General features: G+C 35.1%; 16 protein-coding genes and 1 pseudogene. 14 read left to right on the top strand and 3 right to left on the bottom strand.

Annotated features, from left to right (window positions below):
* Positions 1-103: 103 nt before the first annotated feature.
* Entirely contained in the window at positions 104-685 is a 582-nt protein-coding gene (locus tag ACYFX0_RS00610; RefSeq protein ID WP_000826975.1) for an ATP-binding protein, read from the bottom strand.
* 215 nt (positions 686-900) lie between these two features.
* Here ACYFX0_RS00610 and ACYFX0_RS00605 point away from each other — a divergent pair, with 215 nt between their 5' ends.
* The 6 genes and pseudogenes from ACYFX0_RS00605 (at position 901) to ACYFX0_RS00580 (ending at position 7,193) form a co-directional block, all read left to right on the top strand.
* The gene (locus tag ACYFX0_RS00605; RefSeq protein ID WP_002082494.1) at positions 901-1,821 is read left to right on the top strand and encodes a class I SAM-dependent methyltransferase; all 921 of its coding nucleotides are present in this window, start codon (positions 901-903) and stop codon (positions 1,819-1,821) included.
* Positions 1,822-1,964: 143 nt separating this feature from the next.
* A pseudogene (locus tag ACYFX0_RS00600) lies at positions 1,965-2,180 on the top strand (RtcB family protein); the annotation flags it as partial.
* A 285-nt stretch (positions 2,181-2,465) separates the two neighbouring features.
* Positions 2,466-3,425 carry an RtcB family protein gene (locus tag ACYFX0_RS00595; protein WP_044783136.1) on the top strand — a complete coding sequence of 320 codons (960 nt, stop codon included), beginning with the start codon at positions 2,466-2,468 and terminating at the stop codon, positions 3,423-3,425.
* Between the two features lie 327 nt (positions 3,426-3,752).
* On the top strand, positions 3,753-4,985 hold the full coding sequence (locus tag ACYFX0_RS00590; RefSeq protein ID WP_106082056.1) for a DUF4073 domain-containing protein: 1,233 nt from the start codon (positions 3,753-3,755) through the stop codon (positions 4,983-4,985).
* Between the two features lie 397 nt (positions 4,986-5,382).
* On the top strand, positions 5,383-6,378 hold the full coding sequence (gene cuyA / locus ACYFX0_RS00585) for a D-cysteate sulfo-lyase (protein WP_001046613.1): 996 nt from the start codon (positions 5,383-5,385) through the stop codon (positions 6,376-6,378).
* Between the two features lie 260 nt (positions 6,379-6,638).
* The gene (locus ACYFX0_RS00580; protein WP_098901705.1) at positions 6,639-7,193 is read left to right on the top strand and encodes a hypothetical protein; all 555 of its coding nucleotides are present in this window, start codon (positions 6,639-6,641) and stop codon (positions 7,191-7,193) included.
* 130 nt (positions 7,194-7,323) lie between these two features.
* On the opposite strand, the gene ACYFX0_RS00575 is transcribed toward ACYFX0_RS00580, so the two are convergent.
* Positions 7,324-7,917, bottom strand: coding sequence for a hypothetical protein (locus ACYFX0_RS00575; RefSeq protein WP_000554429.1), 594 nt, complete (start codon positions 7,915-7,917; stop codon positions 7,324-7,326).
* A gap of 396 nt (positions 7,918-8,313) precedes the next feature.
* On the opposite strand from ACYFX0_RS00575, the gene ACYFX0_RS00570 reads away from it, so the two are divergent.
* Together ACYFX0_RS00570 and cypD are read left to right on the top strand one after the other, a co-directional pair.
* The gene (locus tag ACYFX0_RS00570; protein WP_016098696.1) at positions 8,314-9,792 is read left to right on the top strand and encodes a DHA2 family efflux MFS transporter permease subunit; all 1,479 of its coding nucleotides are present in this window, start codon (positions 8,314-8,316) and stop codon (positions 9,790-9,792) included.
* 735 nt (positions 9,793-10,527) lie between these two features.
* Positions 10,528-13,725, top strand: coding sequence for a bifunctional P-450/NADPH--P450 reductase (gene cypD / locus ACYFX0_RS00565; RefSeq protein WP_106082055.1), 3,198 nt, complete (start codon positions 10,528-10,530; stop codon positions 13,723-13,725).
* Positions 13,726-13,936: 211 nt separating this feature from the next.
* Here the strand turns inward: cypD and ACYFX0_RS00560 are convergent, their stop codons facing one another.
* Positions 13,937-16,048, bottom strand: coding sequence for a TerD family protein (locus tag ACYFX0_RS00560; protein ID WP_247727456.1), 2,112 nt, complete (start codon positions 16,046-16,048; stop codon positions 13,937-13,939).
* A gap of 673 nt (positions 16,049-16,721) precedes the next feature.
* Here ACYFX0_RS00560 and ACYFX0_RS00555 point away from each other — a divergent pair.
* From ACYFX0_RS00555 to ACYFX0_RS00530, 6 genes are all read left to right on the top strand, one after another.
* A complete protein-coding gene (locus ACYFX0_RS00555) occupies positions 16,722-17,150 on the top strand; it encodes a DUF5412 domain-containing protein (protein ID WP_000022536.1) in 429 nt (142 codons plus the stop codon).
* A gap of 364 nt (positions 17,151-17,514) precedes the next feature.
* The gene (bla, locus tag ACYFX0_RS00550; protein ID WP_000636466.1) at positions 17,515-18,465 is read left to right on the top strand and encodes a class A beta-lactamase; all 951 of its coding nucleotides are present in this window, start codon (positions 17,515-17,517) and stop codon (positions 18,463-18,465) included.
* Positions 18,466-18,656: 191 nt separating this feature from the next.
* Positions 18,657-19,343: a response regulator transcription factor gene (locus ACYFX0_RS00545; protein ID WP_000444082.1), complete on the top strand. Its 687-nt coding sequence runs from the start codon at positions 18,657-18,659 to the stop codon at positions 19,341-19,343.
* Positions 19,340-20,416, top strand: a complete 1,077-nt coding sequence (locus ACYFX0_RS00540) for a sensor histidine kinase (RefSeq protein ID WP_106082053.1) — start codon at positions 19,340-19,342, stop codon at positions 20,414-20,416. The genes ACYFX0_RS00545 and ACYFX0_RS00540 overlap by 4 nt, the downstream gene beginning before the upstream one ends.
* 247 nt (positions 20,417-20,663) lie before the next feature.
* On the top strand, positions 20,664-21,425 hold the full coding sequence (locus ACYFX0_RS00535; protein WP_000595165.1) for an ABC transporter ATP-binding protein: 762 nt from the start codon (positions 20,664-20,666) through the stop codon (positions 21,423-21,425).
* 16 nt (positions 21,426-21,441) lie between these two features.
* Positions 21,442-23,271 (top strand): FtsX-like permease family protein, encoded by a 1,830-nt coding sequence (locus ACYFX0_RS00530; RefSeq protein ID WP_016077487.1) that lies wholly within the window; start codon positions 21,442-21,444, stop codon positions 23,269-23,271.
* The last annotated feature ends 13 nt before the right edge of the window (positions 23,272-23,284 follow it).

Raw genomic sequence — 23,284 nt, 5'->3', positions numbered from 1 at the left:
AATGAGCATATAGAAGTAGATTATCTTATTATTATATACTATGTTAGGCGCTTAGAGGAAGGATTTGCATAATAATCTATGATTATGTAATTTTTATAATCTCTTATTTGGGGGTAGGGGATAAACCTTTAGCTAGATGAACAATTTCTTCTATAGTAAAGCTTACATCTTTATTATTGCGAATAACAAACAAATAATCAGCCTCGTTTTCTACAGGATCTACCACATCATCGTGAAGTGATTCAGTTTGTTGTCGATCAAGTACTTCTTTGAAACTAGAATATCCACCTCTAAAAATATTCGTACTTCGCGTGCTTCGAGCCACTCTTTCGTAAAGTACATCATCTGGAATGTCAAAATGAACTAATATGCGTACATATTCATTCTGTGGAAATAATTCGTTTAGTAAATAGAATCTTCCGCTTTTACTGCGATTGGAGTTACAAATAATAAGGTGTAAATTTGTATGTTCTTTCGCATAATCAACAATGAATTTTGAAAGACCGTGCTTTAGTATATTTGAACCTTCTGTCGGCTGTAATTTTTCATAATGTGTGTTAATAAATTCAGCTTGGTTGTCCTGGTCCATAATAAAAGAATTAGGTAACTCTTTTTCTAGCTCTTTTGCAAATGTAGTTTTTCCACTGTGTGTTTTTCCAACTGTAATGATGACTAATCTTTTCATGACGCCCTCCATTTGTATTGTTATGAACTGGAATATTCGGTGTAGATCGAAATCTTCCTGCTAGAGATTACACAAATTATTGGAGCGTTAGTAGGCTGAAAACTTGACAAAAAAACTTATTTATGCTATAATTTACCAATATAAAAATAAGGTGTATAATAGGGTTCTCCTGGCCAGGGGAACCCTATTTTTGTTGTGAAAATGAAGGAGAGTGTATGTGCGTGAAACAAGGTGAAGCAAGTGTAACGTCGTTAGTATCAGCTTTCGGAAGGGCGTATCATAGTGAATTTGATAATCCTAAAATCTTTGATGATTATGTAGCTAAAGATTTCATTTCACAAAAAGAACGTAACAATATTGAAACGAACATGGTTCAAGGGATTCACTTTTTCAATAAAGAAATTGCAGAGCAGTTTCAAGACAATCCAAAAGAAATATTAAAATGGATTACGCAAGTTCAGTTATCACCAACACCTTTAGCACGTGCCGCATATTGTGAAAGAGTATTACTACATGAAATTACATTAGGAGCGAAACAATACGTCATACTCGGTGCAGGCTTAGATACGTTCAGTTTTAGACACCGAGAATTAGAAAATAAAATAGAAATATTTGAAGTGGATCATCCTTCTACGCAGGCGTTTAAGAAGGAAAGAATAAAAGAAGTAGAACTTGAAGTTCCAAATAACCTTCATTTTGTTTCAATGGATTTTACGAAAGGATTTTCCTATGAACAGTTACGCAATGAAAGATTTGAAAATAAAAAGACTTTCTTTAGCCTTTTAGGTGTTACGTACTATTTAACGAAAGAGGAACTTGCTAGTTTAATAGAGTGCTTGTTTGAGATAGTTCCAGTAGGGAGTTCTATCGTTTTCGATTATCCCGATGAAAACTTATTTACGAAAAAAGGACTGTCCAATCGAGTTGAAAATATGGTGAAAATGGCTGCGGTAGGCGGAGAACCGATGAAATCATGTTATTCTTATGCTGAAATGGAAGAACTGTTAGAGAAGGCGGGCTTACTCATTTATGAGCATTTATCACCAGAGGATATTGATGTATTATATTTTGAAGGACGAAACGATTATTTAGAAGCTTTTGAGACAGTACATTATGTACATGCGGTAAAAAGGTAGGAAATTAGTAGGCATGGGGAGGAATCTCTGTGTCTTTTTTTATAAAAAAGGAAATGAGCTGTAGTGGTGGAAAATATAATTATAAATATATAATATCTATAAATTAATGTTTTGTAGAAACTAAAGGAAAGGGGTAATAGAAGATGTTGAAATTACAAGGGAAATACAATGAAGCAAAAGTGTTTACTACGAATGTAGAAAAAACTGCAGCAGGTCAAATTATTGATCTTTGTAACCAACAATTCGTAAAGGATAGCAAGATCCGTATTATGCCAGATACACATGCGGGCGCAGGTTGTACGATTGGGACAACAATGACAATTCAAGATAAGATTGTTCCTAATTTAGTCGGGGTTAACTAAGCGGCTCAGACTTTAAACTACTCACTCAATTGACTGGAAACCCTAACGATAAAAGGCGAGGGCAATCAGCAGCCAGTGGTTATGGTGACATAATCGAATGGTTCAGAGACTTGTACGATGTTAGCAGACTAAGGTACAGAATTATTCCTCATCCATTTTGAATTGAAGAGGAATAATTAATACGGTGAGCCTACAGTAGAGACTGCATATCTCGATGACTGTAGAGAAGGTATAGTCCACTCTTTCAGGAAACTGAGAGGTAAGTACGATATTGGTTGTGGCATGGAAGTTGTTATGATTAATAAGAAAAAAGAGGAAATCAACTTCGATCACTTAGACGAAACGATACGTAAATTTGTCCCAAGTGGTTTTCGTATTCGAGATAAGGAACATAGATTTTCAAAAATGATTGATTTTGATAGTGTAAGAGCCCCGTTTACATTGCAACGTGCTCAAAAAAGTATTGGTACGCTTGGAGGGGGCAATCATTTTGTCGAACTGAATGAGGATGATAAAGGAAATGTATACATTGTCATTCATAGTGGTTCGCGTAATTTAGGGAAACAGGTAGCAGAGTATTATCAAAACTTTGCTTACGAGCAACTTATAAACGTTAAATCTATTAAAGAAGAAATCATTGAACGTTTAACGAAAGAAGGTAGACAACAAGAAATACATGAAGCTTTACGTGAAATTAAGAAACCGGTGATTCGCAAAGAATTAGCTTATTTAGAAGGACAAGGATTTAAAGATTACATGAATGATATGAAAATTGCTCAACAATATGCGGAATTAAATCGTAAAGCAATGATTGATGAAATCGTCACTAAAATGGATTGGAAAGTAACAGATCAATTCACTACAATCCACAACTACATCGATATGGACAATATGATTCTAAGAAAAGGTGCTATTTCAGCTCAGAAAGATGAACGAGTAATCATTCCAATTAATATGAGAGACGGTTCTATCATTGCATTTGGTAAAGGAAATCCAGATTGGAACTTTTCTGGCCCTCATGGAGCAGGACGTATTATGAGCCGTAAGAAGGCGAAAGAAGTACTTAACTTAGAGGATTTTCAAAATACAATGACAGAGGTTTGGACTACATCTGTTGCAGAAAGTACTTTAGATGAAGCACCAATGGTATATAAGCCAATGGATGAGATTGTTGAGAATACAAAGGACACAATTGATATTAAACATATTATTAAGCCGATTTATAATTTTAAGGCTAATTAAAAGAGGAGTAACGTTTATTAAATGAAGAGAACTTGAAAAGAGAGCGTATTTTGTGGCGGTTATATAACAAAGATTAAAAAGACAACATATCAAACGAAGAGATTCATCATATTCATTTACATTTATGTAATGTTAAAGACTAGAAAGCTAGATTGGCGCGAATTACTAATTGTGGAGTGTGAAAAAAAGACAAAATCTCTTAAAAAACACTTAATTTTTTATTCCATTAATCTTTACAATCGCCCCCTATAATGTGAATTGGACAAGCACCTAAGAGAAAGCAGAACATGTCAGTTTGTACATTCTATTATTAGGGGGAGAATTTGTATGAAAAAGACGGTTGCTTCGTTAGCAGTTATGGCGGCATTATTACCGACGTTTTCAGCACATGCGGAAGGGAAAGAGCAAGTTCGAAAATCAGCTACAACTTTTAATGTTATTAGTGACATTCAAGGTGATTTAGGAGATTTTGATCACGTATTAAAAGATATGAATAAAGTAACGCCACTTTCTAGAGCGCTTATTATGAATGGGGATATAACGCCAACTGGACAACAGTCACAATATGATGATGTAAAGCGTGTGTTAAATAAAAATAAGCATCCAGAAAATGTATGGTCTACTGTTGGGAATCATGAGTTTTATGCTGGGAAATGGACAGCAGATGGGAAACTCTCTCAAAGTACATGGCCAAATGGTGTAACTGAGGAAACTTTATTTAACCGCTATCTGAAATTTAGTGGACAAGAAAAGGTATATCATAAAAAAGAATTAGATGGCTATCCACTTTTATTTTTAGGAACTGAAAAATATATGAAATACCACGATTCAAAAATGTGGGACGAAGTATATATGAGTGATGAGCAATTAGGTTGGTTAAAACAAAATTTAGAAGAGTATAGTCAAAAAGATAAAAATAAACCAATCTTTATTTTCTCTCATCACGTTTTACCTGATACGGTATCGGGATCAAGACAATCGCCGTATTTACAAGATTATTTAAACGTGGATAAATTGTACGATATATTAAAAGACTATCCGCAGGTTGTTTTCTTCACGAGTCATACGCATTGGGATTTAAACTTACCTGACTGGGCTGGTAAAAAGAAAATTAAAGGCGGAGATGAAAAAGGTTTCACTGTTGTAAATACGGGTGGGATTGAAACAGGCTGGATGTCAGCAGGACCAAATGGAGGAGAGAAAACTGCTCCAGATGGCTATTCATTTAAACAAGGGTTACAAGTGAAAGCATATGGTAACGATGTAATTGTGACAGCTTACGATTACAAACGTGATAAGGATATAAAGAAGTTATTAATTAGTGATTCAAAAATTGCGCAGATGGCACCAAATGTAACGGCAGATGATAGTAAAAATATAATTGTCGGTGCAACTGAATATATGGAGTATTCTATAGAAGGAACGAATGAGTGGCATACGTATAGTAAAGCAAATCCTCCGAAATTTAATGGAGATAAAGTCGTATACGTACGCCATAAAGGTGAAATGAATTTAGAACCGGGATTAACACAGTTACTTCGTTTTTCGGTAAATAAGTGATTGGAGGGAGCCCACATTTGAATGTGTGGGCTCTTTTTTTGTTGATGAGAAAGGGGTTGCCTGTCTGTCGTTTTTTGTCGATAGATCGATATATTAAGAAAATCGTTGATATATTGCAAGTTACGATAGATATATTTGAAAAATCGTTGATATATTGTAAGGAATGAACGATATATTTGAAAAATCGTTGATATATTGTAAGGAATGAACGATATATTTAAAAAATCGTTGATATAAATTTCATGTACCGTAATTAAGTTAAAATCATTAATACGGTTTTACTTATCAAAACGAAATTCTAATACATTTTTAACCCAGAAAGATGACTTCACCATTTTTACGTGTAATAATAGTAACGTTACATATATTGTGAAAGAAGTACAAAAGGAGCGTTACAATGAATTTAGCTAAATTCCCGAGAAAAAAATATACAGAATCATATACACCAATTGAAAAGTTAAACAACTTTTCTGAAGCACTTGGTGGCCCGACTATTTATTTTAAACGAGATGATTTACTTGGTTTAACAGCTGGTGGCAATAAGACGAGAAAATTAGAATTTTTAGTTGCAGATGCACAGGAAAATGGTGCAGATACGTTAATTACAGCTGGTGGTATTCAGTCAAATCATTGCCGCCTGACACTGGCAGCTGCGGTAAAAGAAAAAATGAAATGTATCCTTGTATTAGAGGAAGGGCTTGAGCCAGAAGAGAAGAGAGACTTTAACGGAAACTATTTCTTATATCACTTATTAGGTGCTGAAAATGTCATTGTTGTACCAAACGGAGCAGACCTGATGGAAGAAATGCATAAAGTAGCAAAAGAAGTAAGTGAAAAAGGGAATACACCATATGTAATTCCAGTTGGTGGATCAAACCCTACGGGCGCTATGGGATACGTTGCTTGTGCGCAAGAAATTATGGCGCAATCATTTGAGCAAGGAATTGATTTTAGTTCAGTTGTTTGTGTAAGTGGTAGCGGCGGTATGCATGCTGGGTTAATTACTGGTTTTTCTGGAACACAAAGCCATATTCCTGTAATCGGAATTAACGTAAGTAGAGGAAAAGCTGAGCAAGAAGAGAAAGTAGCAAAACTTGTAGATGAAACTTCAGCACACGTTGGTATTCCAAACTTTATCCCGCGCGACGCTGTTACGTGCTTTGATGAATATGTAGGGCCAGGCTATGCGTTACCAACGCCGGAAATGGTAGAGGCAGTTCAGTTACTTGCGAAAACAGAAGGTATTTTACTTGATCCAGTGTATACAGGTAAGGCAGTAGCGGGATTAATCGACTTAATTAGAAAAGGTAAATTTAATAAGGAAGACAATATTTTATTCGTACATTCAGGTGGTTCACCAGCTTTATATGCGAATACTTCTTTATTTGCGTAAGTGTAAAAAGCATTGGGTATCCAATGCTTTTTTGTTATATACTGGAATTGTCGAGAGGCGGGAGGATGATATGAATTCAAATTTAAAATGGATTATATATACGGTACTCGGCATTTCTATTCTATTAATCTTATTTGTGGCTTATGGGGTGTATTCGTATTTTATATTTTAAAAGCGTAATGGAAGTGAACCATAATGTAATGTATGTTATAGTTTGATATGTTAATTACTTACAATACTTTCTACAAGGAGAATACATAATGAGAGCAAAGAAACTAGTAACGTTAGCAGTTCCATTTATGCTGTTAGTCGGATGCGAGGTAGGAGATAAAGATTCTACTCATAAGACTGAGCAAACTAGTAAACCAATAACGAAAACAGTACTTTCCGAACAACAGTATCCGTACTACATAAGTGAGCAAGTGGTAGAGTTCCAATTTAAGAAGGATGAACTATTACTAAACTTAGGAGAATCCTTAAAGGACAAAGAAAAAGCAAAAGCTGTTTTAAAAACATCAAACGAGATAGATAAAATTTTAGACAATATGGAACACATAAAAGTACCTGATACATACAAAGACATTCACAAATCCATACAAGAAGGGGTAACAGAGGCAAGAAAAGCAACCAAGTTAATTAAGGATGCTGGTAAAGAAGATAAACAGAAGATTCAAGAAGCTACAATGAAAGGTACTGAATTTTTATCAGGTGTAGACGGAGAGCATTGGAAAAAAGCAATTTATGAGTTATCGCAGGAAAACAAAGATGCTTATAGTAAGGCACTTGATAAGAAAGTAAAGGAGCACTCAAAGTAAAACAGTAACTTGTAACAATACATATCCACCTAAAATTTCCGCGAATGCTATGCTAGGAAGTTAGGTGGGAGATTACTGTCCTTAAATGTGGCTGATTAAAGCTACAGCCACATTCTCCTGTTCTAATTAACTAAAAGAAGAACTTCCCCATCCCGATTAGACTACTAATCATTCCTATTCCACTCATGGTGCCTTTTCCTGCTGTAAATAAGTTTCCAAGCATTCCTAGCTGACCGTTACCTCCGTTATTTCCCCATCCCATTGGGGCCCACGGACTACCCCATCCTGGAGGGTTTCCAAAAACACCCGAGTTATTGGTATTGATATGAAAAGGCTTAGCTGGCGGCGATAATAAAGCGGCAAGATGACCTTGTGCGAACATCCCTGTATGATTGAATGGTTGGGCCCAGGGGAAGGGAGGTTTTTGAAAATTAAAACCTGCATGACCTGGTAATGGAGGCCAATTAGTAGGGTGACCTTGTGGCATTATCCCTGCATAATTGATTGGTTCCCCCCAAGAGAAGGGAGGGGGTTGGGGAGTGAATCCCGTATAATTGGCTGATGAATCCCAACTAACTGGATAGACTCGGTAACTCCAATTCTCAGGAATCTTCAAATCATTCATTACCTCAGATTTAGTTATTTCGGGCTGTGAATATAATGAAATTTGGTTAGTATATTGTTCCCCGTTTCCCTTTGAATTCAAATACCAATATTGGTGCATACGCTTATTCTCCTCACTTTAAAAATGTAATGTTAGACTTAGCCTATGTAATATTCCTTTTTATGGATGGTTACATAACTAGATCTACAAGCCTGTATTTAAAGGAATGGGTGTGTGGCCTTGTTGATTTAAAGTTTCACTTTATTTTAGAAGGGTATTTTCAGTCGCTTCTTTTATATATTTCAGCCTAATTTAAATTCCGTTAACAAACGTTTTTATAAAGGTTTCATCAACAAAAAGATTTTAAAATGTTATGTTGGGCAAGTGGAATTGCTAAAAAGAGAATATCCATTCGAAGAGTTTGGCAAAATACTGCAAGGGTAATGTTTTCTTGTGCAAATATGTAAACGATTTAAACGAATCAATGAAATTTATAATGAAGGGGCAATTAAATATATGAGTGAAACATTACATAAAAGAAAACCACCATATTTAATGCTTGTAATCCTTTTTATTGGGGCATTTGTTTCATTTCTAAATAACTCGCTTTTAAATGTAGCCTTGCCATCAATAATGAAAGATTTAGACATTCAAGATTATTCAACGATCCAGTGGCTTTCTACAGGGTATATGCTTGTAAGTGGTATATTAATTCCGGCATCAGCATTTTTAATAACGCGTTTCTCGAATAGAAGCCTATTCATTACATCTATGGTGATTTTTATTCTTGGTACTGCCTTAGCAGCTGTAGCGCCGAATTTTGGTTTATTACTTACTGGTCGGATGGTTCAAGCGGCAGGCTCTTCAGTTATGGGGCCTTTGTTAATGAATATTATGCTAGTAAGCTTTCCAAGAGAAAAAAGGGGAACAGCAATGGGGATTTTTGGACTAGTTATGATTACAGCTCCAGCAATTGGACCGACACTATCAGGTTATATTGTAGAGTATTATGACTGGCGTTTGCTTTTTGAAATGATTTTACCGTTAGCAATCATTAGCTTACTGTTAGGGATTTGGAAATCTGAGAATGTCATGAAACAAAACAAAAATGCAAAACTTGATTATCTCTCATTACTATTATCTTCTGTCGGTTTTGGCGGTTTGTTATATGGATTCAGTTCTGCAAGCTCCGATGGTTGGACAAATAAAGTTGTCTTAACAACCTTAATCATAGGCGCTATTGCCCTAATTGCTTTTATTATCCGCCAATTAAAAATGGATGAGCCGTTATTGGATTTACGTGTTTACAAGTACCCAATGTTTGCACTTGCGTCTGTAATTGCAATTGTCAACGCAGTGGCCATGTTTTCGGGGATGATTTTAACACCAGCTTATGTACAAAACGTCCGTGGTATTTCACCGCTGAGCTCTGGGCTGATGATGCTTCCAGGTGCGGTAATAATGGGGATTATGTCACCAATTACAGGTAAACTATTTGATAAATATGGCCCTCGGATTCTTGGTATAGTAGGACTTTCCATTACAGCCGTTTCAACTTATATGCTGGCAAATCTGCAACTCGATTCTAGTCACACACATATTATTCTTATTTACACATTGCGGATGTTTGGGATGGCGATGGTGATGATGCCACTTATGACAAATGGCCTCAATCAATTGCCAACTCGCTTAAATCCGCACGGTACAGCTGTTAATAATACAGCTCAACAAGTGTCCGGTTCGATTGGTACTGCTATTCTTGTTACGATTATGAACTCTGTAACAAAAACAAAAGCTGAAAGTTTAATGTCTGATATAGATCCAACAACCTTCACAGAAACTACGAAGGCAATAGTAACTCAGAAGGCTTTATTATCCGGAATTCAATATTCATTCTATGTAGCGCTTGGCATGAATGTTGTTGCACTACTATTAGTTTTTTTCGTTAAACGTGTAGATACAAGTGCGGAAGCTGTCGAGAAGTTAAATCGGTAGAGAAGAATAAAACGCTAGATAATGATTCCTACAAGTTTTTTTGCTGCTAAGGCGCCGATATTTAAAGCTGGAAAAGAGCTGAAAGAAGCAGTGAAATAATTATATATAGTGAAAGAGGACCTGACGTTCATATCAGGTCCTCTTTCATTAGTAACACGGTATACTTGCTTATCGTATTGGTTTAACTAAACTACTGATTTTTCGAATACTACAATCTTAAGCTCGTCAACTTCTCTATTTTGGGGTGTTTTAGAAGAAAATAAATCAAAATGATCGTTTTATAAACAAATACAAGAGATGAGATCCGTTTGCAATTTCTCATAAACATTACAAGTCTAGATTATCTTTTAACACCAACATTAAAAGGCTCCAATTATATTTATTCGCTTCATGTTAATTTAGTATTTTTCTACAATTTATAAATCTAATTGCCAAGCTTATACGCAATATCATAATCATGAATAGTTAGGGAAAGATAAAATAAGGTAATCAATTACATATCTTTATCCCAGGCGATTAGTTGCTATTTCCTCTTTATTAAATGGGATATGTTATCCCGCATTAACGGGCAGTAAGACCCCCACCTCAAAATTTAGCGGAAGCAAAGAAGTTAGGTGGGGGACCAACTGCCCGTAAAAGCCCGATTGGTTCAACTAATAATCAGTGGGGGATGAACAAAACCCCCACTGATTAAAGTTTCACTTTATTTCATGCTTTTTTGAAAGGGTGTTTTAAATGGAAAAAAAAGTATCTGCCATTCCTCAGCCGAAAACATATGGACCGCTGGGTAATCTCCCATTAATCGATAAAGATAAACCGACTCTATCGTTTATTAAGCTGGCGGAAGAGTATGGTCCCATTTTTCGAATTCAAACTTTAAGTGATGCCATAATTGTCGTTTCTGGACATGAACTGGTAGCAGAAGTTTGTGACGAAACGCGGTTCGATAAAAGCATAGAGGGTGCTTTGGCAAAGGTTCGTGCCTTTGCTGGAGACGGATTATTTACTAGCGAGACTCACGAGCCTAACTGGAAAAAAGCTCATAATATTTTGATGCCTACATTTAGCCAACGGGCAATGAAAGATTACCATGCCATGATGGTCGATCTTGCTGTACAACTCGTTCAAAAATGGGCACGGCTTAATCCGAATGAAGACGTAGATGTTCCGGAGGATATGACTCGCCTTACGTTAGATACAATTGGTCTATGTGGTTTTAATTACCGATTTAATAGCTTTTATCGTGAGACCCCTCATCCTTTTATCACTAGCATGAGCCGTGCTCTAGATGAGGCGATGCACCAATTGCAGCGGCTGGATATAGAAGACAAACTCATGTGGAGAACGAAACGTCAATTTCAGCATGATATCCAGTCTATGTTTTCTTTAGTAGATAATATTATTGCTGAACGTAAAAGTAGTAGAGAACAGGAAGAAAATGATTTACTTTCCCGTATGTTAAATGTACAAGATCCGGAAACTGGTGAAAAACTAGATGATGAAAACATTCGTTTCCAAATTATCACTTTTTTAATAGCTGGGCATGAGACAACAAGTGGGTTGTTATCTTTTGCAATTTACTTTTTATTAAAGAATCCGGATAAGTTAAAAAAAGCCTATGAAGAAGTAGACCGTATTTTGACAGATCCTACTCCAACATACCAACAAGTTATGAAACTGAAGTATATACGGATGATTTTAAATGAATCGCTACGTCTATGGCCTACCGCTCCAGCATTCAGTCTCTATGCAAAAGAAGATACAGTGATTGGCGGGAAATACCCAATTAAGAAAGGAGAAGATCGTATTTCTGTTCTTATTCCACAGCTGCATAGGGATAAAGATGCATGGGGAGACAATGTGGAAGAATTCCAACCTGAACGATTTGAAGAGCTGGATAAGGTTCCTCATCATGCTTATAAGCCATTTGGAAATGGCCAGAGAGCATGTATCGGTATGCAATTTGCACTTCATGAAGCCACTCTTGTAATGGGAATGCTTCTTCAACATTTTGAATTAATCGATTATCAAAACTATCAGCTGGACGTAAAACAAACATTAACGCTAAAGCCCGGTGATTTTAAGATTAGGATTCTACCCCGAAAACAAACTATTAGTCATCCTACTGTTCTTACACCTACAGAGGACAAGCTGAAAAACCATGAAATTAAGCAGCACGTTCAGAAGACACCTTCTATTATTGGGGCTGATAATCTTTCACTTCTTGTTCTGTACGGCTCGGATACAGGTGTAGCAGAAGGTATTGCAAGAGAATTAGCAGATACAGCTAGTTTAGAAGGGGTTCAAACGGAAGTGGTAGCTCTTAACGATCGAATTGGAAGTCTACCGAAAGAAGGAGCGGTTCTTATTGTAACTTCTTCTTATAATGGAAAACCGCCAAGTAATGCAGGACAGTTTGTGCAATGGTTGGAGGAACTAAAACCAGATGAGCTAAAAGGTGTTCAATACGCAGTTTTTGGTTGTGGAGATCATAATTGGGCTAGTACCTATCAACGGATTCCAAGATACATTGATGAGCAGATGGCTCAAAAAGGAGCAACAAGGTTTTCTAAACGCGGAGAAGCAGATGCAAGTGGTGATTTTGAGGAACAGCTCGAGCAATGGAAACAAGGCATGTGGTCTGATGCGATGAAGGCATTTGGATTGGAATTTAACAAAAATATGGAGAAAGAGCGTAGTACTTTGAGTCTGCAATTTGTCAGTCGTCTTGGAGGATCTCCTCTTGCACGAACATATGAAGCAGTTTATGCAACTATACTAGAAAATCGTGAACTCCAATCATCCAGCAGCGATAGAAGTACACGACATATCGAGGTATCCTTGCCAGAAGGCGCTACATATCAAGAAGGAGACCACCTTGGAGTGCTGCCAATTAATAGCGAGAAGAATGTTAATCGAATTTTAAAACGCTTTGGATTAAACGGAAAGGATCAAGTCATACTGAGTGCAAGTGGACGAAGTATAAATCACATACCTTTAGACAGTCCTGTTAGTTTATTGGACCTTCTTAGTTATAGTGTCGAAGTTCAAGAAGCAGCCACTCGTGCACAAATACGAGAAATGGTAACATTCACAGCATGCCCTCCTCATAAAAAAGAATTGGAAGCATTATTAGAAGAAGGGGTCTATCATGAACAAATACTAAAGAAACGTATTTCAATGTTGGATCTTCTTGAAAAGTATGAGGCTTGTGAAATCCGATTTGAACGCTTTTTAGAACTGCTTCCTGCGCTCAAACCGCGTTACTATTCTATTTCAAGCTCTCCACTTGTTGCACAGAATCGTCTGAGCATTACGGTCGGTGTTGTTAATGCGCCTGCATGGAGTGGAGAAGGGACATATGAAGGAGTCGCTTCTAATTATTTAGCTCAGCGTCATAATAAAGATGAGATTATTTGTTTCATTCGAACGCCACAATCAAACTTTGAATTACCTAAAGATCCAGAAACACCAATTATTATGGTTGGGCCAGGTACTGGAATTGCACCATTCCGTGGATTCTTGCAAGCGCGTCGTGTTCAAAAGCAAAAAGGTATTAATTTAGGACAAGCGCATCTATATTTTGGTTGTCGTCATCCTGAAAAAGATTATCTCTATCGTACAGAGCTAGAAAATGATGAAAGAGATGGATTAATCTCTTTACACACAGCTTTTTCTCGTCTAGAGGGACATCCCAAAACATATGTACAGCATTTAATAAAACAAGATAGTATCAATTTAATTTCGTTATTAGATAATGGAGCTCATCTTTATATATGTGGTGATGGCAGTAAAATGGCTCCGGATGTAGAAGATACCCTTTGTCAAGCATATCAAGAAATTCATGAAGTCAGTGAACAAGAAGCAAGGAATTGGTTGGATCGTGTGCAAGATGAAGGGCGATATGGAAAAGATGTTTGGGCTGGTATATGAATGTTTCTTAATTAGATACGTATTAACTAATGAACTTCTTTCGAATAAATTTTACTTTATTAGTATCGTGTATTTAGCTGAATAATGATTAACCGGACTATTTAGTATCTACTAAATAAAAAACAGGACCTGATATGCATCTATCAGGTCCTGTTTCACATAGACATTATACATGGATATTTTCCACACATTATCAATGTTTGTAATGTAGTTAGCCTTGTGGGTCAGCTATAAAATCAGATATTATTTTTTCAATATCGAAAGGAGTAATCCCTTTATCCAAAGAGAAAATAGTTTCTGCTTCTTCGATGTCTTGAACGAGTTCACCTCTAGCTTCAATATGTAATCGGAACAAGTCATATAAATTCGGTTTAACTAAATTAGTTAAAGCCTTTCCAACTAGTATCATACCTTTTTGATTCGCCTCGATGGTATTATCATAAGTTAGATCTCTTGTAAGAGATAAATCTGTCCAAATCAATTTTCGTTCCTTTAAGTCTAAGATAACTGGAATAGAGATTTGGGTGTCGGCAGTAATATCCACTTTATCTTGAACAGTAGAAGGTTCAAATATTTCACCTGAACCAGGATATTGACGAACCATCCAACCAGTAAAGCATTCTGGTAAATCTTTATATGGTTGGTCTGTGTAAGAAAGCAAAGTCATGACTACATAGCGTCCACCATATTTCAGCACAGACGGAATATCGAAATCAATGAATTCAGATGCCCCCTTTGGTGCAGAAGTAATGTCTCCGCTATGGTAGGCTTTGAAATTTTTTGAACGTAAGTTCGTGAAGGATACATGTTCTTTGTATTGCCAATCTTCGTCGTACATTGCAGCAGACAAATCAATGTCAACGCGTCCTGTATGTTGTCCATTCACATAGCCTTCTTTCCACCATAGGAAAAAACGAATCGTATCTCCTTCTGGCAAATCTACTTTACTTCCTCGAGATAATGTGCGAAGCGCTTTGCTGGCTGAACGTTGAGAGAAGGGAACTAAGTGATTTTTTAACTGTTCATCCAAAAATACTTTTCCGAGACTTGGAAGTTTTGCGAAGCGATTTTTTAAAGTATCTTCACACATTTTTACAATCATTAAACAAATATCCTCTGAGATAAATGGAAGTGTATTTTCAATACCTATAGCTTTTGCTACATTTCCCTTTGGAAAAAAGGTACGAAATTCATTTTTATCATTTCGATGCTTAAAATGAGCTGTGAGTTGAAGTAATACAGGAGTAGAAACGTCTCCTATTATACTTAGAAACTCTTCGAGAATATGGAAAACATCTGTTGACTTATCACTACATAAACGGATTAAATGATCCAAGCGTCTGGCAAATTCCCCAGGGCGAGTTTTTAAAAGATTTTTCGCTGTCATGATATCACGATTCAACAAAGCTGCTTCTATTTTTCCATTAAATGTTTCAACTTTAATGTTGTTGCGAAGAATCTCAAATGCTCGGTGGGTTTTTGGGAAACGAGTATGATATTCTGCTGGATGAAGAATTTCACCTAGACGAATCCAACGTTTTTTGTATCGAAGCATATCTTCAGTAATGTTTCCGCATTGCTCTAACAATCCTAAAAGGAAGCGTCTTTCTGCTCGGTTAAACTTCTTGAATCGAACGGAAGATGCTAAACTCACATCGCCTTCAGATAAAGCAACTGCAAGGCGAAGAACATCAGTTGCTGTTTTAAAATACTTTGCAGCAGCATCGGCTGATATTTTTCTGTTTATTAATAAAACTCCAATTATAAAAGACATATTTTCCTTATGAGGAATTACATTAGGTAGAAAACAGGAAACATCTTCAGTGTGTGTAATAGCCCATTCTACATCTGTCTTATCAGTTGAGGAAATAGAGCTGTTTGCACTAATCAATTGAGAAATCATTTGATTGAAATCTTCTTCACTTCCTAAGTTAATAACTTTCAAATCAACGCTATCTAAAAGAGGAAGTCGTTCTTCTACTTTTGATACAGGTAGGCGCAACGTCACATAATGAATAATAGCATTAATGTATAAATCAGCGTCACTTAAATCCATCATTTGTTGCGGAAAGTTTGGATACATAGGAGTAAACTGAATATGTGCACCAACCATTTCTTTTAAATGTTTTACCAACTCTTTGTAAAACGATGTGAATGTATCAACCGAAAGTGTTTGCAACTCTTCTATTAAAGGCTCGGAAAAAGTAAATCCTAAACTTTCCAAGTTTTTTAAAACAGTGGCTAAATAAATGTTCGGTAGTTTATTTTCTTCTCTTTTTATAATTACTTTCAAACTTCTTCTTATGTAAATAGAATTTTTCATGAGAACGCCAGCTATTCACTCCTTATAAAAGAGGGGAATAGTCTGACTGTCCTCCTTTCAGTGGTAGATTTTTATTTTTACATGCATAAACACACTAATTATAGAGAAATGCACTGAGGGTACATAGCTATTTTTTAGTGGAAAATTAGGGGTATAACATTTAGTTGTTAAGTGGTAATTTGTTAATTAAGAAAAGAAAACCTCTACATCAATGGTTGATAAACTAAAGTTTATTCAATCCCAAAGAAGAAAGAGGTTTTATAGTCTAATTGTTTTCATAGGAAATTGACAACTCTAAAACAATTTGAAATTTCTGGAAAAGAAGGAAGAATTGTCATAGCCTATGTGTTTAGCAGGAAAGTAACATCCCTATTTCGCCAAAGAAGTTAGAAGGAAGGAACGTCATAGCCTGCTTTATTAGTATATTCTCTTGCGAAGAGCAATTCAAGTATACTGTCTGATTTTTTATATTTTTCTTAAAGGGGAATTTTCATGTTTATCCCGCATTAACGGGTAGCCCGATTGGTGAGTGGGATTAAAGTTTCACTTTATAAAGAGGGAGACCATCACATGCCCTTTTTATAATACTATTACGGGAGGATTTTTATTTTTGATATATTATACCATTTATTTAATGGTATAATATGGTATTAGTTCTATGGAATGGAGTTGAATGAGTATTATAAATACAAAAGGTGAAATTAAAAAAACAAAAAGAAAAGTATTACTAACTATAATTACTATGTTAGTAATTATAATTGGGTTTGGATATTGGAAATTTTTTAGTTTGCAAGGTGTTCCAAAAGGGGAATTAATTCGAACAGTGAAATCTCCAGATGGAAAATATCTCATCAAGACTTATTTTCATAATGCAGGATCATTAAGTGCGGATGCTGTTAGGGGTGAATTAGTTAACCTTGATACAGATTCAGAGAAAAATATATATTGGAATTATCCAGATACCGATCCATATATTGAATGGGTAAATAAGAATATTGTTAGAATTGGAGATCAAACTTTAGATATTTCACAGAAAGAAACCTATGATTGGCGTGATGATGATAAGCACGTTAAAGAAATGCCTAAACAGTTTAGTAGATAAAGCAAGAAAATTTAAATTTATTTAATCTTATTCGTTTAACTATAGATAGGATTATATGAGTGAAAAAGTCCATTTAGATCTTCTAAATGGACTTTTTTAGGTTTCTAGATACGACTACTGATAAAAATGGAACAAACTTGTTACTTAAGTTGTCTATTAAGTATACGTATAAAACAGGTGTTCATGATAATTCGCTCATTTTATCCCGCTATTTACCCGTAAAAGCCCGATTGGTGAGGGCTTCTTGCATTTCACTTTATGAAAAGTGAGATGCAAGAAGAGTGATATCCGATAGACTTTTTCATTGTGTCGGTATGTATAACACCTAGAAAAACTATATATTCTTGAAAGAGGTTGAAAATGTATGATAGTCTTAAACAAGTTTTTTAACATTTTACATTACAAAAAGATGGTACCTGTAGTATTTCTTTCATGTGCAACGCTTATAGGCTGTTCCGATGGTAATACTCAATCTGAATCACTTAAACAAACGAAACAAACAAATCAAATCAAACAAGAAACTACTGGTAATGATTCTTTTGCTAAACTTGAAAAAGAATTTGATGCTAAACTTGGTATTTATGCATTGGACACTGATACGAATCAAACCGTTACGTATCAATCAGATAAACGGTTTGCATACGCATCTACCCACAAAGCTTTAGCTGTGGGAGTACTTTTACAAAAGAAATCAATAGAAGATCTAAATCAAAGAGTTTTGTATACTCGTGAAGATCTTGTTAATTACAATCCAATTACAGAAAAGTATGTTGATAGGGGGATGACTCTGAAAGAGCTTGCAGATGCTTCCCTTCGATATAGTGATAATACTGCACAAAATCTTATTCTTAAACAATTAGGTGGACCTAGCGAATTCAAAAAATCACTGAGAGAAATAGGAGATACCGTTACAAATCCTGAACGTTTTGAACCAGAGTTAAACGAAGTGCATCCAGGAGACGTACATGATACTAGTACCCCAAAGGCATTAGCTACTAGTCTTCAGGCTTTTGCGTTAGGAGATGTACTTTCAACTGAGAAACGGGATTTATTAATAGATTGGATGAAAAGGAATACTACCGGAGACAACTTAATTCGTGCTGGAGTTCCAGGAGGATGGGAAGTAGCTGATAAGACGGGCTCGGGATCTTATGGAACCAGAAATGATATCGCAATTATTTGGCCACCAAATAAAAAGCCAATTGTTCTTGCGATACTTTCTAATCATGATAAAGAGGATGCTAAATACGATGATAAGCTTATTGCAGAAGCAACCAAAATAGCGCTGGGTGTCTTAAAAGCTAAAAATAAATAATAATAGTATTAGTTATTGAAATTTTCCTGTTTTTCCGTCACAATACTGTGACGGTCTTTTTGTGTATTTTACAAAGAATCGTCTTAATTAAAGAAAAAAAGATAGAAACTATCTCTAGTAAGTTTATTAATTAAGTAACAACAAATATATGCTTTATTGTATACTTATTGCATTTAATGTGGAGGAATAATATGGAGTCAAAAATTCTTATTGTTGATGATGATAAAGAGATTAGAAATCTTATCTCTGTATATCTAGAAAATGAAGGCCTAAAAACTCAAAAGGCAGAAGATGCTATACAAGCTTTACAACTGTTAGAAGAAAAGGAATTTGATTTGGTTATTTTAGATATTATGATGCCGAATATGGATGGCATTGAAGCATGTATGAAAATTAGGGAAGATCGCAATATGCCTATCATTATGCTATCTGCAAAATCTGAGGATATAGACAAAATTCAGGGCCTAGCCTCTGGTGCAGACGATTATTTATCAAAACCGTTTAACCCATTAGAATTAATCGCTAGAGTGAAATCCCAATTAAGAAGATTTAAAAAATACAATACGTCCGTAGAACATAATAAAAGCATTCTAGAAATTGGTGACTTAACCGTAAATACAGATACACGTCAAGTATGGGTAAGAGGAAAAGAAACAAGGTTAACTCCAAAAGAGTTTGCTATTCTCGAACTACTTGCCCGCAACAAAGGGATTGTCCTGAGTGTAGCAAAAATATATGAAGCAGTTTGGAAAGAGGTTTTTTATAAATCAGACAATACCGTCATGGTGCATATTACAAAAATAAGAGACAAAATTGAAGAGGATTCTAAACATCCCATTTACATTAAAACTGTTTGGGGAATTGGGTATAAAATATGAAGAATGTTAGTTTCAGAAATAAGATCATTATAAAACTTCTTGGTGCTGTTGCAATTAGTTTTTTTATTTCATTTGGTTTAACAATCCTCATTTTGGCATACGTCATAGATCCATTATTTATAAAACACGAAGAATTTGGTATGTTTGAATTCAATGTCGCAATGTTGTTCTTATTCGCGTTCGCAATCTTTACCTTTATTATACTTTTTTTGATATTGGTTCGAAAGAAAATAGTATATTTGAAGCTTATTTCTGATAACGTGAATGATATTGCCAATGGAAAACTAGGTCTAACAATTGGGATTAAGGGGAAGGACGAATTGACCCAACTTGCTAAAAATATCAACTATATGTCTAAGGAATTGGAAAATACATTTGAACAAGAAAGACGATTAGAACGTACAAAAAATGAACTCATAACTAACGTATCTCATGACTTACGCACACCGTTGACATCTATTATTGGTTATTTAGATTTATTAAAAAGAGGGCAATACAACAATAACACACAATTACAGGAATACCTTGAAACCACTTATTCAAAGTCACAGAGACTGAAATATTTAATTGATGAGCTGTTTGAATATACTCGTTTATCAGGCATAGATGCTAAGTTAAATCTTAATGAAGTTGATTTATCAGGTCTGTTGGAGCAAATAGTTGGAGAATACATTCCTATATTTGAAAAGGAAAGTTTAATCGTTCAAAAATCAATTACACAAGAAATAATACCTATCTTCATAGATGCAGAAAAAATGGTACGTGTATATGAAAATCTGTTTATGAATGCGATAAAGTACAGCATGAAACCATCCCAATTATTCATATGTCTTGAATTAATGGATAACAAAGCAATTTTAAAAGTATCAAATAAAGTCGAGAGACCGCCTGTTAGCGATCCAAATAAATTGTTTGAAAGGTTTTTCAGGGGTGATAAGGCAAGAAAAAATGATCAAGGAAATGGACTGGGACTTGCTATCTCAAAAAGAATTGTTGAACTTCATGATGGTAATATACATGCAGAATATGAAGATGGCTGGATGTCCTTTATTGTTGAACATCCAATCAAATAGACCGGCTTATGGAATTACAGGTTCCATAAGCTTTTTTTATAAAACTTAAGAATTCTTAAGGATTTTACAGGGTGTTTCCTAATTTTCATAGTTTATCATGGGTGTATTCAAAGTGATGAGGTGAGCAAAGAAGAAAAAAGGAAAGACTTCATTGTAGCTTTAGGGTGAATGCAATATGACTATTTTATTAGTAGTAAACAAACGTAGTAGCTTATTGTAATGAAATAAAAAATGTAGGAGGATATAAATGATAAAGCCAGTTGTAGATGTAAAAAACATTCAAAAATTGTACGGTAAAAAAGGTGAGAATCAATCACATGCATTAAAAGGTGTATCATTCTCAATTCAAGAGGGGGAGTTTGTCGGTATTATGGGGCCTTCTGGTTCTGGTAAAACAACATTATTAAATGTAATTTCAACGTTAGATAAAGCGACAGGCGGCATTGTTGAAATTGCAGGAACGGATATTACGAGAATGAAGCAAGGTGAACTTTCTGATTTTCGTTCACAAAAGTTAGGGTTCATTTTCCAAGACTTTAACTTATTAGAAAATTTATCTATCTATGAAAATATCGCACTCCCACTTTCACTTCAAGGTGTTTCATCTCGTAATATTGGAAAGAAAGTAGAAAAAGTAGCTGATATGTTAGGTATTACAGCTATACTTCAAAAATATCCTTCTGAAGTATCTGGTGGACAAAAGCAACGTTCTGCAGCAGCACGTGCGTTAGTTCATGAACCAGCAATTATTTTGGGAGACGAACCGACTGGAGCTCTAGATTCTAAAAATGCAACGAGTTTACTTAATGCCATGACAAGCTTAAATAAAGAGCAAGGTGTATCCATTATGATGGTTACGCATGATCCTTATAGCGCAAGTTACTGTCAGCGTATTTTATTCATTCAAGATGGTGAGTTATATAAAGAAATTCATCGCGGTGGTACCCGTGAAGAATTCTATAAAGAAATTTTAGACGTGCTTGCAAACTTAGGCACACAAAAAGCGTAAGGAAGGAAGTTCAATCATGTTATTTAAGCTTTCTATGTCAGGCCTAAAAAGTAAGTTGCAAGATTACATTGTTTTACTTGTTGGTCTTATTGTCTCTATTTCAACTTTTTATATGTTTCAAACGCTAGCATCCAATAAAACGTTCCTTGAATCTAACTCTTCTATTAGGGATATTGTGGCTGTCTTTAAAATTGGTTCCTTTTTGTTAGCGGTTATCACATTTTTTTATATTTTATATGCAAACTCTTTCTTATCAGCTCTTCGTCAAAAAGAATTTGGTATGTATATGATGTTAGGAGCAAAAAAGCATAAAGTTACATTACTTATGTTTATCGAAACAATCGTATTAGGCGCTGCGTCTCTTGCGATTGGTATTACAGTTGGTGTAGGACTTGCAGAAGGAATCGGTCAGTTATTAATGAAACAACTCGAGTTTGCTGGTGAAGGTTATAAAGCATTTTATCTGCCATCAATAGCTATTACTTGCGTCTTCTTCTTTGCACTATTTGTATTATCTGCAATTATGAATAGTATTAAATTATCGCGTATTTCTGTACTGCAACTTGTACATGCAGATGCACAAACAGAACGTGTTGCCATAAAAGGAAAAATGACAGTTGTAATTGCATTCCTTGGTATTCTTTTATTAGGTATTGGTTATGCATCACTGATCTATATGTCATATGCAAATCCGCTAATTGCTTTGGGATTAATGGCCGTTGGATTAATCTCAGCAACCGTTGGTACTTACCTTATATTTGGATCCCTTCTTCCAGTTATGATTAACAAGCTAAAGAGTAATAAAAAACGTAGTGAAAAAGGCCTCAATGCTTTTACTTTTGCACAATTAAATTTCCGCATTAATAGTCTAACAAATGTGCTTGCAACAGTAGCAATTTTAGTGGCTCTTGGTGCTGGTGGAATTGCTTGTGGTATGGCATTTAAAAACAACATTATAAACATGACAGATCAAATGCGAATTTACGATTCAGTCATTCATAATCCAACTGCGGAAGAAAAGACAATTTTGGGTGGTATCTTATTTCAAGAAAAATTTGAATACCATTACAAAGTTGATGATAGGTATGTTTATTATCTTAAAGAAGATGTAGAAAAAAATCGTCCTTTCTTGCAAGGTATGAAAATAGAGAAAGTTTCAGAGGAAATACCAATTGGTGCATTTTCAATAAAATGGGTTAAAGGAGAGATCGACACAAAACAATGGATTCAGGCTTTCAGAACGATCCAGCCAAATTATATGTATCCTGATTATGAAATCAAAATTGTAGAACAAAACATATACGATGGGTTGAAGGGTAAAGAAAGTACTGTATTTATAGGGAAAACAGATGATTTTGGATCATACATAAAAGAATGGAAAAAACTTGATGAATTACAGATAGCAAAATATAAAAATGTGAAAGCGGAAGAATTGGATAGTAAGTATCAAAAATATATTATGAGTCATGATTTTTCCAGCGGACTAATGTTTATGGGCTTTTTCGTTGGAGTTGCATTTTTAGCAATGATGGCAAGTTGCTTAATGTTTAAAGTTCTGTCGGGAGCATCAAAAGATGTAGCACGTTATCAAATGCTTCGTAAAATTGGTGTTCGCCGAGAATTATTAACAAAATCAATCTATAAAGAGTTATTCTTCATATTCTTATTCCCAGCAATTGTGGGGATTACTCACATATTAGTTGGTATGAACATGTTTGGATCGCTTTTAATCGATCCGTACTTTCGTATTTGGTTACCACTTGTTATTTTTGTAGTAATTTACTCGATTTATTACTTGATTACAGTTCAATTATATAAAGGGATTGTACTCCCGAAAAAAGATTAATGTAATGATGTTA

It is taken from the genome of Bacillus sp. NEAU-Y102 (assembly GCF_054788175.1).
The sequence above is the reverse complement of the archived record's forward strand: the minus strand, read 5'-3'. Positions and strand labels throughout refer to the sequence as shown.